Below are 12,430 nucleotides of genomic sequence, written 5' to 3' on the forward strand. Positions count from 1 at the left end.
CATATAAAAAAATAATTCCCTATTAATTATAGAGAATTATTTTTAAATTATACTTATTTTTCTAGTGCTGCAGATTTTCCAGCTATTTTACCGTATACCACAGTATCTGGTATAGCATTACCACCAAGTCTATTGGAACCGTGGATACCACCAGTAACTTCTCCAGCAGCATATAGTCCCTTGATTATATTACCGTTTTTATCCATTACCTGTGCATCCGTATTTATTTCAATTCCCCCCATAGTATGGTGTATCGTTGGCACACGAATCGATGCATAGAAAGGTCCTTTATTAAACTCATCTTGAAGTAGTTTCTTTCCAAATGGATCAGCTATTTCACCTTTAACAGCTTTGTTGTAAGTATCAACTGTATCTTTTAGTACAGTAGGATCTACTTTCATTTGTTCTGCTAACTCTTCAATAGTATCACCCTTAACAGCAATACCACTTTCAACCAATTTACCTATTGATTCGTTAAAGTCATTTTTTACATCTTCATTATAATATTCATGGGCGTCATGTAGTATCCACATAACTTGATCTGGTTGTTCTAACAATCCTTTTGTAAGGGTATCTCTTCTTGAATCTTCAGCTACAAAACGTTCACCTTTATTATTAATGAAAAGTTGATTAGCAGCATTAATACTAATATTTCCAGACATTCCACCAGTTTCTGGATGCCCCACTGGTAATAATTGAATATATTCCATTCCAACTAGATTAGCATCAACAGCTTCAGCCATTACGATACCATCACCAGTAGCACTAACACTATTTGTGGAATTAAGATTTGATAAATCTCCCCAAAGTTCATCATACTTAGCAACTAATTCTTTATTTCTTGCAAACCCACCAGTTGCTATGACTACACCTTTATTTGCGTTTACTATAATTTCAGTATTCCCCTGTAATCCTTTGACCCCTACAGCCTTACCATCTTTCATAATAATATCAGTTACTTTGGTTTCTAATATTATTTCAGCATCATCACCTTTTGATGATATAAAATCAACATAGGCATCTATAGGACCAGTAGTAAGTGGTTTAATAAATTGATGAGTTCTTGGCCATAATGCTCCTGTAACAGTAGCAATTTCATCTGATATATCCACTCCTAAGCTTTCAAGCCAACTAACAGATTCTTCAGCACCGTATGCAAATTTTTCTATTAGCTCAAGATTACCTTTTTTATCTCCCCCATTAAAAGCTTGTAATGCATGAAGTTGAGGAGAGTCAAACATATAAGTAGATTTATTTTCTTTATATTCTTTAATTTGCTCTGCTAATTCACTCATTAATCTTTTATGTATTTCATTAACAGGCTCTTCTTTTGTAATTGCTTCAATTTGCTTAATTAATTCAGGACGCATAGTAAGATTTTGTTGTCGTTTACTATCAACTGCATTATATTGTCCACCAGCCATTATAGTGGATCCGCCTAATGTAGGCATCTTTTCTAATACAATAACTTTAGCATTGTTCTCTAATGCAGAAACAGCAGCCGCAAGACCAGCACCACCGCCACCAACAATAACTACATCCGTAGTTTTTTCTATTACCTCTCCATCATTTGAAGACTTACTTACTTCTTTTGAAAAATCATCAATATTAGCTCCAGCTTTTTCTAAAGCTTGTTTAGTAGCTTCTAGGATAGCATTACTAGAAACAGTAGCTCCAGATATTGTATCAATATTTAAGCTTTGGTATTCAACTATTTCTTTAGGAATACGCTCTAGAGCAGCATCTGATATTCCAGATGTTTCACTATGATTAGTAACTTTCACCGATAAAATACTTTCTTCATCCACCTCTACTTCAACAGTAAGAATATCACTAATTCCTTTTGCTTCACCAGTATATACTCCCGGTGTAAGTTTACCCGATCCATTATTAGAAGAAGCTGGTGACTTGTCCTTACTACATCCAACCATAGATAATACCATAGCTAATATCAAAAATAAAGCCGTGTATTTTCTGGTAAATTTAGACATAAAAAAACCTCCTTTTAATTTTATAGAATATTTCACTAGAATATTCTGCCAATATATTCTAGTATATCCTAGGTTAAAAAAATGTCAATAGACTTATTAAAAAAATAACAATAACTTTATATAAATAACCTTAATTTGGAAAAATAAAAACTAGGGAATAAGGATTTCAAGAAATAAATATAATATCAATTCTTACCCTACATGAATAATAAATATCACCCAATGGAGGAAATCAGCTACCTTTATAAATTTAAACCTAGAAATTCATCACATTATTTCATACTTTTGTCCTATACTTCCCTATGTTGCAAAAATATCAATATTAAGTTAGAATATATAACTAGAATATTCTGTTTATATATTCTAACACCTAAGATATATAATATTAGCTTTTATAAGGTGAGAAAAATATATAAGCATTATTTTTAAGGGGGTATTAAAGTGAAAAGTATCAAAATAAAGCTTGTGGCATATTTTTCTGTGTTAATTTTATTATCATCTGTTACTATTGGATTTATTTCTATAATGAATGCTACTAGAACCATTAGCACTGAAGTAGAAAATTCTCTTAAAAATATGGCTACTGACAGAGCAGAAATAATAGAAAGTCGAATTGAGATAGAAAAAAGGGTTCTAGAAACTATAGCATGCAGTGAAGGAATTCAAAGCATGGATTGGGAACTGCAAAGAGCTGAAATAATGAGACAGGTGAAAGGTACCAATTTCATTGAAATGGCAATTTCTCACCCTGATGGAACTACATATGCTCAAGATGGAGCTATTGTCCAATTAGGAGATAGGGAATACCTTAGAAAGGCTTTAAATGGTGAACCAAATGTATCTGATTTAACAGTGACCCGTGCCGTAAATGAACTAAATTTATTGTATGCTGTACCTATTACAAAGGATGGCAAAGTAGTAGCTACTTTAACAGCTAGGGCTGATGGCAATATTTTGAGTAATCTCATCGAGGATACTGGTTTTGGAGATACAGGATATAGTTATATGATTAATGATAAGGGAACTATGGTTGCCCATCCAAACAAAGATCTGGTACTAAATCAGTATAATGCAATAGAAAAATCAAAAGAAGATGAAAGCTTCAAAGACGCAGCAGCAATATCTGAAGTGATATTAAATGAAAAACTTGGTGTAAGTAATTATTCCTTTGATGGTAAAAATTTATATGCTGGCTATGCACCAGTTGAAGGTACTAACTGGATATTCGTTATTACAGCAGATGTAGATGAAATATTGGAGTCAATCCCAACGATGACAAAAGGTATCCTTATATCAGCGTCTATAGCTTTATTATTGAGCATAGCGATTACGTACATAATAGGAATTCTTATTGCAAATCCAATAATTGAAGCAACTAGATATTCAGAGACACTGGCTATCTATGATATTACACAAAATATTTCTGAATCTTTTATGTCACGAAAAGATGAAATCGGTGGTCTAGGTAAATCTATGCAAAATATTGCCCATAATCTTAGAAATATGATCAATGAAATTCGAGATTCTTCAGAACAAGTAGCAGCTGCTTCAGAAGAAATGACAGCTACCTTACAGCAATCAGCTATTTCTTCCGAAGAAATTTCAAAAACTGCACAAGAAATAGCAAATGGTGCTTCTGATCAAGCATTAAGTACAGAAACTGGTTCTTCAAAGGCTACTTTATTAGGTGAGATAATTGAAAAAAATTTAAAATATACAAGAGACTTAAAGACCACTTCACAGCAGATAACAGATACTATTAGCAGCGGTATAAAAGAAATTGAAAACCTATATGAAATAACAGAAGAAAGCAATAACGCATCAAAAGCGATTCAAGAAGTTATATTAAAAACAAATGACAGCTCTATCAAGATAGGACAGGCTAGCAGTGTAATTGCATCAATTGCTGAACAAACTAATCTACTAGCTTTAAATGCAGCTGGAGAAGCAGGAAAAGGTTTCGCAGTTGTTGCAGAGGAAATTAGAAAACTGGCAGAACAATCTTCAGCTTCTACAGCATCCATTGATGAAATAGTTGATAGTTTACAGGAAAATTCTAAAAATGCTGTAATAACCATAGGTAGAGTATCTGACATAGTTAATGAGCAAACTCAAAGTGTAACTAACAGTAAAGATAAGTATATGTTAATATATGAAGCTATGAAAAGTGCAGATAGAGAAATTGAACTATTAAATATTTCAGGGACAGAGATGGAAAATATGAAAAATGAAATACTTGATACTTTGCAAAATCTTTCTGCCATAGCACAAGAAAACTCTGCAGCTACAGAGCAGGTAACTGCATCTATTGAAGAGCAAGTTGCTTCTATGAGTGAATTTGTAGGTACCAGTGAAACTTTATCAGATTTAGCCCAAAATCTACAATCAATTATTATGAGATTTAAAATTTAAAAATATGATGAGAAATAAATAATTCACTATAATAAAATTGAGTGTGTTTAAAACACACTCAATTTTATTTTCATCGCCTTTAGCTATACTCAAATATATTTTTGTGAATCGAAAACTTATTAAGATTGAACCTTTATAATTTAATTATTCATACTCTAGTTGGCACTCTCTTCTTCTATTAATTTAATTATAATATAAAAGTCCTAGAGCAAAATCCTAGAATTAGATTTATTGATTATTTAGTTTATTGATTATTATTTTTACATTATCTTTATCTGATAAGTTTAAACTACTATCTATATAAAATACTTCTTTATCCTTTAATAATATTACCGTCCCTTTATTGTCTATATCATTATCATAATTTATAAAGAAAGCTTCATCAAAATACCCATATTCACTATCTGCTGGAGTTATAATTCTATTATATTTTGAAACACCTTCTTTAATCATGCCATCAAATATATATTTAGCAAGCCTGTCATTTACAGTTCTTATATAATTTGTTCTTACATGATATCCATCATTCCCTCGAAAAGTTTCATAATAAGTGGAGTTCTTTGAAAGAACTATGCTTTCCTCCCTATAAAAATTTGTATAACTAGGACTTGGAAGGTTAAAATCACTAAACATTAACCCCTTATATCCTTTTTGTAATTCCTCTGATTCATTTATATTATATAATTTAGGCATAACTATGTTAACTATAATTAATACAGTAATAATAGCGAATGCAAACAACCCAATATTTTTTTCCTTGCTTCTTTTCTTCTTATTTTTATTCTTTTTAAATAAATATCCTACTGTGAGACCTATGGTAGTAGGCAAGATACTTAATAATCCAATAACATTCCGATTTAATAAATCTAATATTAATCCTATTATAATTGATAAACTAAGAATCAGTGCGGGATAAAATAACAATGATTTCCTAACCCTTAACTGCTTATAACTTGCTTGCGGCAAAGGTTCTTCTCTCTTAACAGCTACTTTAGCCTTTAATATCCAAATTATATCAGAAAATATATATACAACTAAAGGAACTATAAATATTGGACCGATCATTGCAATTGCCATAGAGATATTTGAGTTAAATATCCTATAATCAACTGAAGATAATTTACCTAAACTCAATATAAAAATCGGAAGACATATTGCGAATATAATTATTTCAAATAATATAGATTTATTTAATATAGTTTGCTTTATTCTATCATCTGTTTGGATTGGCAGTAAATTATCTTTTCTATCTGAATAAAAAACTTGAATCTTATTTGAGGCTGTTATAAAATTCCATCCTGCATCTATACATAGATTTCTATATTCTACCACCTCATCTTTATCGGGATAATCAAAAACCGAAAGCTTAGGAAATAAGTCAACTGAAAATTTCAATTCTTGAGGCTCTATCTTTTTATATCTAACTATATATTCACCAATTTTATCCAACATCCAACCTTTTCTCGCCATTTTTTCAAAATGCTTTTCTATTGCATTGATATCAGATGCCGCAAATAAGAATAATTCCCTTTTAGTATTTTTTCTCATAACCTACACCCCCTGTTAAATATTATTATTCCTAAAAAAGAATATCATCATCGGGTCTTTTAAATATACTTTTTCTTGTTTTGTAGCCATCTTTTATTTCTTTTTTATCTTCAGTTGTATCATCTTCTTCAGAGATACTGCCATATTTAAGGATACCTTCTCCATCACTGATTAATTGCCTTAGTCTATTAATCTCCCCCTCAAGTATTTCTGTACCCAATTTCGTAATAATATACGTTTTTCTTCTTCCTTCATCTGATACTTGCATAATAATCCCTTCTTCTTGAAATCTGGATAACAAAGAATATAAAGTACCTGGACCTACAACTACCCTACCTTCAGTAAGTTTCTCAATAGTTTGCATAATTTCATAGCCGTGTCTTTCCTTAGTTAGAGTTAATAATATATAATACATAGGCTCTGTAAGATTTTGCAATTGTGTTCTTGCCATATAATCACCCTTATATCCATACTCGATATATCTAGTATCAATATATTATAATAATTAAAATTTGTCAATAAAAAAAGGCAGTTACCTGCCCAGTTCATATATCTTATTGCCATATTTATCTGCAAAATCTCTATCGTGAGTAATTACTATAACACCCATTCCCTTAGATGCTACCGTTTTCAAAATCTCTCCTACACTGTCTCTTAATTTATAATCTAGTGCAGAAGTAGGTTCATCAAAACAAAGATATTGAGGTTCCATTGCAAGAGCCCTTGCAATGGCAACTCTCTGTTTCTGTCCTCCTGATAGCTGATACTCATAGGAATCTTCTAGTCCACTTAAACCTAATAATTCTATTAATTCCTTAGCTTTCTTTATAGCATCTTCTTTAATCATCTTTCTTCCCTTAATCAACGAATAGGTTATATTTTTTATTACACTAAAGTGAGGAAATAGATTAAAGTTTTGAAATACTAGTCCTATAGACTTATCTTCTACTTCATCGTCATGAGAAAATGATATTCTCCCACTATCATAAACTTCCAATCCACATAAGCATCTAATTAAAGTGGTCTTACCTACTCCAGATTCTCCTACAATCATAACTATACTACCCTTTTCTACTTCCAGATTTGTATTAACCAAAACCTTCTTATCCCCAAATGATTTATTTAGATTCTCAACTTTAAGCATCTTGCCACCTACCTATAATATTCAAACTTATTTTCAATATTTCTTAATACATAAGTCAAAACTCCGATAAATATAAGATAAATTCCACCTGCTAAAAATATTGGTATTAGTGAAGCATCTTTATTTGAAAGAGTTTTGGCCGCTCTTAAGATATCTCCAAGACCTAAGACATATACTAAAGATGTATCCTTTACTAAAGTAATAAGCTCATTACTCAAAGATGGTAATACTACTTTAAATACTTGAGGAATAATTATTCCAAGATAAGTAGTTTTCTTAGAAAGTTTCAATACCTTGGAGGCCTCAAACTGACCAATATCTATGGAATTCACTCCTCCTCTAAATATTTCAGCAAAGTATGCGGCATAGTTTAAAATAAATGCAATTGAAACTGCGATTTCTCGATTAAGAACGACTCCTATAATCGGAAGTCCAAAGAATACAAATATTATCTGCAATAATAAAGGCGTTCCCCGCATAACTAATATATAACCTTGTATAATAAATTGGATTATTTTTATTTTAGATAATCTAAGCAGACATACTATAACTCCAAGAGGTATAGAAAATAATGCAGTAATTGCAAATACCCATAGGGTTGTTTTGAATCCACTTAGAATAAAAGGGATAATGCTTAAAATGTAATCCATATTTTCACCTACTACTTAATTATATTTTCTCCAAACCATTTTTCAGAAATAGCCTTTGCAGTACCATCTTTCTTCATCTCATCTAAAGCTTTATTAAGTCTTTCTAATAACACTTCATCTCCAAGTCTTAAACCTACTCCATACTCCTCATCACCAAAATCATCATTAAGTACCTTATATTTTTCTTCTCCTCTTTCAGCTATATAATATCTAGCTAATACTTGGTCAGCCACTACTGCTTCGACTCTTCCTGCTTCTAGGTCCATAAACGCTTCATTATAAGTATCAAATAATATAGCCTCTGCATTTTTAAAGTCTTTAATTGCATCTGCCTTTTCTAAGGCTTCCAAAGAACTAGATGAATTTTGAGTAGCTACTATCCTATTTTTTAAATCTTCTTTTGTATTAATATCAGAACTATTTAGTGATACAATTACTTGTCTATTATCTAAATAAGGTTTAGTAAAATTAACTTTTTTCAATCTCTCTTCACTAATAGAATATCCATTCCATATTAAGTCAATATTACCTGAGTCAAGCTCCTGCTCTTTTAAATTCCAATCTATTGGTTGAAATTCTACCTTGAGTCCCATTCTTAAAGCTGCTTCTCTAGCTAATTCAACATCAAATCCAGTTAAACCTCCATCTTTATCTCTAAACCCCATAGGAACAAATGTATCATCTAGTCCAACAATTATACTTCCTCTTTCCTCTATCTTATTCCATGTATCAATTGACTTATTTTTAACCCCACAACCTGAAAGAATCAAACCTAATATTAACACGGAAATCACTAAAAATTTTAACTTTTTCATACTATCCCTCCATTTAAATTTATGAATATTCTTGTTGGAATTTATCTTGCCAGGTTGTCCCCTTGTATATAATTAAAAAAGCTTTCATCCTCAAAATCAATCAAGGACGAAAGCTATCGCTCACGTGGTTCCACCTAGTTTTATTGATACCTCACGATATCAACCTTAGTAAGTATGCCAACACATACTAATCATTTTAACGGGTGATTAAACCGAAGACTCCTACTTAGATAACTTTTCAGGCCCTACTCAAGGATGTGTTCTGAATGATTTTTATGTCCCTTTTCACCAACTGGGTACTCTCTAAAATAAAATGTTCATTCATACTATTTCCTCTCATCGCTTTATTAGTTTAGTATGATATTATATTAAATCAACTTTAAAGGAATGTCAAGTATATTTTTAAATCTTTTTTAATTTCTAATAAATATTTCTATAACTACTAGAGAAGCTCTTTCTCTATCTTAATCTGAACTTGATCTAGATAGGTTTCAAAAAACTCTTCAATTTATTTATGTTTCTATAAAAACCTCTTTTATTATTAATTAAAACATTTGGGTAATATATTCTTGAGGAGAGTGATGATAATGAGTCAAAAATATATTAAGCCAAGTAAGGAAGAAATCAAATCAAAGTTAAATGATATGGAATATCGAGTAACCCAAGAAAATGCTACAGAAATGCCCTTTTCTCATAAACTTAATGATAATTATGAAGAAGGTATATATGTAGATATAGTATCAGGTGAACCACTATTTAGCTCAAAGGATAAATTCAATGCAGGTTGTGGATGGCCTAGCTTTACTAAACCTATGGAAAGTGATCATATAGCTGAAAAACTAGATACTACTCATGGGATGATTAGAACTGAAGTAAGAAGTAAATATGGTGATTCCCACCTTGGCCATGTATTTAATGATGGTCCTAAAGATAAAGGTGGATTAAGATATTGTATAAATGGTGCTTCCCTAAGGTTTATTAAAAAAGAAGATTTGGAAAAAGAAGGATATGGTGAATATATTAATCTATTTAAGTAATTTATAAGCTATCATTTAAAATTTACTCTTTACAAATGAATCCTTATGACTTATATTATATATACCCCCATATGGTATATATAAAAAGAATTATAAAGGAGGATTTATTATTGAGTAATTATTATATTAAAGTAAATCGTACTTTTACAACTATCAGAAAATATGCTTGGATATTTACTGTTTTAGTAGCCATTGGAGGCCTATGGGAACCAAAGCTAGGTCTATTGGTTATTTTAATTATGATGGGCCTAACCATAACTGCTTTTTTCACAGGAAGATATTGGTGTGGTAACTTTTGTCCCCATGGTAGTTTGTTTGACAAGGTATTTTTAACAATTAGTCAGAATAAAAAAATTCCAAAATTCCTAAAATCTAAACCAATGGTAATTGGATTTTTTATATTTTTCATGTTTAACTTTTCTAGAAAGTTAATAAAAATATCAAAATTATGGGGTACTTTTAGTTTTCTAGATAAACTAGGGCTACTATTTGTTAATACATATTTAATGGTATTAATTGTTGGTGGGCTATTAGCTATCTTTGTTAATCCTAGAACTTGGTGTCAATTCTGTCCTATGGGATCATTGCAAAAGTTATCTTATAAACTAGGAAAAAAATTAGGAGTTACAAAGAAAACTGAAAAGAAAATCACCATATCTAGCAAAGATAAATGTTATTCCTGCGGTAAATGTTCTAAAGTTTGCCCTTTCCAGCTAACACCTTATCTAGAGTTCTCTGATAACAACCAATTTGATAATATTAATTGCATTAAATGTTCAACTTGTGTAAAAAATTGTCCAGCTAATATTCTGTCATTGGAAACCGAAGAAAATGCTATAAAATTAAAGGAAAAAGCTTCTATAAAATGAACTAATTTCTGATAAATCTGTATGGAAATGAAGAGAAAATTCCTATTTAAACATTATAAAAGACCAGAAATTTCTGGTCTTCTATATTTATATCTTAAACAATTGTATTAAGCTATTTAATTTCTCAGCAGTAGCTGCTTGGCTTTCTGCGGCAGCGGCTATTTGCTCTAATGCTGTTACTGTTTCTTTCATTCCAGACATTACCTCATCAGAATTAGCAGAGGCATTATTCATACTACCTGCTACATTCTGTATTACTGATGATATCTCTTCAGTTGATGCATTTAACTCTTCAGCCATTGCTGCTGTTTCTTGAGATAAGTTATTTACAAATACTGCATCTTTCTCATAATTGATTCCAGTATCTATTAATAAATCATAGTCCTTTCTTACATTTCCACCTACAAAATCTAATATATCTTGAGCATTGATAGATAAGTGTGTAAATGCAGATCCTACGTCTCCAACTACCTTTTGAATATCTGCTACATATGCATCAGATTGTTCTGCTAGTTTTCTTATCTCATCTGCAACTACTGCAAATCCTTTACCTGCTTCTCCTGCTCTTGCTGCTTCTATAGCTGCATTTAAAGCTAATAAATTTGTCTGAGATGCAATTGATGCTATGGATTCTGCTATAATGGAAATTTCATTTACTATTTTTCCTTCTTCTATAGCATTTAATATTGCCTGTTCTTTCTCATTTAGTAAATTATCTGCAACTCTTTTTGATTCCTGTCCTTGGATTTTTATTTTCTCAGCTCTTTCCTTAATTTTTGCTGATTCTGCATTTCCATCTGATGAACTAGATGCAAGCTGAGTCACTCCAGAATTTGCTTCCTGTATTGTAGCTGTCAACTCCTCTGTAGCAGCATTTATCTCTTGAATATCATTTACTATATTTAAAGTGTTATTTGATATTGTTTCAAATGTTGAGCTAATTTCCTCAATTGTGGCTGAGAGTTCTTCAGAAGAAGCTGATACATCTTGAGATTCTGATGATATTTTTATTATTGTAGATTTTATCTTTTCTTGAGCCAACTTTAAAGCTTTGATAAGTCTACCTAGTTCATCATTAGACTTAGACTCTTCTATCTCAAATCTTAAGTCCCCATTACCTAGTGCCTCAGCAAAACCTAGACCCTTTCTTGTTGAAGATGTTATATATCTACACAAGAAAAATGCTAATGAAAAAGCTATTGTAAATCCTATTGTAACTATGATAATCATAAATATTTTCGTGGAATTAGCTATATTACTATTACTTTGATCTTGGACTTCCGCCAGGTTCTGATTATATGCTATTAAAGCATTAATTTCATCGAATACTAAGGTACTATATATCTCTAGATTATCAATTGCTTTTGCTGCAGACATTCCACTGCTGCTTTTAACTAGATCTAAAGATTTGTCAAGTTCATCTCTATATTTTTCAGTTTTTTGCTTATAATTATCCCATATCTCTACTTCTTCAGCTAACATTTCCCTAGATTCATATTTATCCATTATTATTTCATTATTATCTCTTAAATCCGTTATAGTTTTTAATAAATCTTCTATTGCACTGCTATTTCTTGCTTGTTTTAAATGCTGAAGAACTATTTCTTGATGTAGCATATTGCCTCTAATTTGATGTAATTCATTAATACTTTGTAAATAATCAGTATACATCAAAAATGCATTATTACCTATTGAGTTCACAGCTAAAGTCCCTAATATCCCTATACTAACTAATAATGTATTAATAATTGTAAAACCTATAATTAACTTTACCCTTATGGAGCTATTTCTTATCCATTTCATTTTACCCCTCCATTATATTGTTAATTTAATATTTATGTATCATATATATAATACTCATATGAGTTTTGTATTTCAATAGGTCTTTTGTCAATGTTTGGAAAATAGTGTCGATTTAAGTATTTGTTCTGTAATCTTTGCAAAACCTTGAAGTTCAGTAGACA

The 12,430-nt window shown here is 30.8% G+C and carries 10 protein-coding genes and 1 other annotated feature; of the genes, 3 read left to right on the forward strand and 7 right to left on the reverse strand.

Annotation, left to right across the window (positions count from 1 at the left end):
* Positions 1-53: 53 nt before the first annotated feature.
* Positions 54-1,991 carry a flavocytochrome c gene (locus KQI38_RS04520; RefSeq protein ID WP_216556380.1) on the reverse strand — a complete coding sequence of 646 codons (1,938 nt, stop codon included), beginning with the start codon at positions 1,989-1,991 and terminating at the stop codon, positions 54-56.
* 441 nt (positions 1,992-2,432) lie between these two features.
* Here KQI38_RS04520 and KQI38_RS04525 point away from each other — a divergent pair, with 441 nt between their 5' ends.
* Positions 2,433-4,403: a methyl-accepting chemotaxis protein gene (locus tag KQI38_RS04525; RefSeq protein ID WP_338114441.1), complete on the forward strand. Its 1,971-nt coding sequence runs from the start codon at positions 2,433-2,435 to the stop codon at positions 4,401-4,403.
* Positions 4,404-4,631: 228 nt separating this feature from the next.
* On the opposite strand, the gene KQI38_RS04530 is transcribed toward KQI38_RS04525, so the two are convergent.
* The 5 genes from KQI38_RS04530 to KQI38_RS04550 all read right to left on the reverse strand — a co-directional run bounded on the left by KQI38_RS04530 (position 4,632) and on the right by KQI38_RS04550 (position 8,560).
* Positions 4,632-5,951 (reverse strand): DUF2812 domain-containing protein, encoded by a 1,320-nt coding sequence (locus tag KQI38_RS04530; RefSeq protein ID WP_216556382.1) that lies wholly within the window; start codon positions 5,949-5,951, stop codon positions 4,632-4,634.
* A 31-nt stretch (positions 5,952-5,982) separates the two neighbouring features.
* Positions 5,983-6,402: a PadR family transcriptional regulator gene (locus KQI38_RS04535; RefSeq protein ID WP_216556384.1), complete on the reverse strand. Its 420-nt coding sequence runs from the start codon at positions 6,400-6,402 to the stop codon at positions 5,983-5,985.
* A gap of 81 nt (positions 6,403-6,483) precedes the next feature.
* Positions 6,484-7,095: an amino acid ABC transporter ATP-binding protein gene (locus KQI38_RS04540; protein ID WP_216556385.1), complete on the reverse strand. Its 612-nt coding sequence runs from the start codon at positions 7,093-7,095 to the stop codon at positions 6,484-6,486.
* An 8-nt stretch (positions 7,096-7,103) separates the two neighbouring features.
* Complete coding sequence (locus tag KQI38_RS04545; RefSeq protein WP_216556386.1) at positions 7,104-7,745, reverse strand: amino acid ABC transporter permease; 642 nt, start codon at positions 7,743-7,745, stop codon at positions 7,104-7,106.
* Between the two features lie 11 nt (positions 7,746-7,756).
* Complete coding sequence (locus tag KQI38_RS04550) at positions 7,757-8,560, reverse strand: amino acid ABC transporter substrate-binding protein (RefSeq protein ID WP_216556388.1); 804 nt, start codon at positions 8,558-8,560, stop codon at positions 7,757-7,759.
* Positions 8,561-8,659: 99 nt separating this feature from the next.
* Positions 8,660-8,909 (reverse strand) — a binding site (T-box leader).
* Between the two features lie 238 nt (positions 8,910-9,147).
* Between KQI38_RS04550 and msrB the strand changes: the two genes are divergently transcribed.
* Together msrB and KQI38_RS04560 are read left to right on the forward strand one after the other, a co-directional pair.
* Positions 9,148-9,597 carry a peptide-methionine (R)-S-oxide reductase MsrB gene (gene msrB / locus KQI38_RS04555; protein WP_246565584.1) on the forward strand — a complete coding sequence of 150 codons (450 nt, stop codon included), beginning with the start codon at positions 9,148-9,150 and terminating at the stop codon, positions 9,595-9,597.
* A gap of 110 nt (positions 9,598-9,707) precedes the next feature.
* Complete coding sequence (locus KQI38_RS04560; protein WP_216556392.1) at positions 9,708-10,466, forward strand: 4Fe-4S binding protein; 759 nt, start codon at positions 9,708-9,710, stop codon at positions 10,464-10,466.
* Between the two features lie 87 nt (positions 10,467-10,553).
* Here KQI38_RS04560 and KQI38_RS04565 read toward each other — a convergent pair whose 3' ends face one another.
* On the reverse strand, positions 10,554-12,269 hold the full coding sequence (locus tag KQI38_RS04565; RefSeq protein ID WP_216556394.1) for a methyl-accepting chemotaxis protein: 1,716 nt from the start codon (positions 12,267-12,269) through the stop codon (positions 10,554-10,556).
* Positions 12,270-12,430 lie beyond the last annotated feature (161 nt).

The organism is Tissierella carlieri (assembly GCF_018917285.1).
Lineage (GTDB): Bacteria > Bacillota > Clostridia > Tissierellales > Tissierellaceae > Tissierella > Tissierella carlieri.

Excerpts from the sequence above, each read along its gene's own strand:
- msrB (WP_246565584.1), top strand. The coding sequence starts at position 9,148 with ATGAGTCAAAAATATATTAAGCCAAGTAAGGAAGAAATCAAATCAAAG.
- KQI38_RS04545 (WP_216556386.1), bottom strand. The coding sequence starts at position 7,745 with ATGGATTACATTTTAAGCATTATCCCTTTTATTCTAAGTGGATTCAAA.
- KQI38_RS04535 (WP_216556384.1), bottom strand. The coding sequence starts at position 6,402 with ATGGCAAGAACACAATTGCAAAATCTTACAGAGCCTATGTATTATATA.
- KQI38_RS04520 (WP_216556380.1), bottom strand. The coding sequence starts at position 1,991 with ATGTCTAAATTTACCAGAAAATACACGGCTTTATTTTTGATATTAGCT.
- KQI38_RS04550 (WP_216556388.1), bottom strand. The coding sequence starts at position 8,560 with ATGAAAAAGTTAAAATTTTTAGTGATTTCCGTGTTAATATTAGGTTTG.
- KQI38_RS04530 (WP_216556382.1), bottom strand. The coding sequence starts at position 5,951 with ATGAGAAAAAATACTAAAAGGGAATTATTCTTATTTGCGGCATCTGAT.
- KQI38_RS04540 (WP_216556385.1), bottom strand. The coding sequence starts at position 7,095 with ATGCTTAAAGTTGAGAATCTAAATAAATCATTTGGGGATAAGAAGGTT.
- KQI38_RS04565 (WP_216556394.1), bottom strand. The coding sequence starts at position 12,269 with ATGAAATGGATAAGAAATAGCTCCATAAGGGTAAAGTTAATTATAGGT.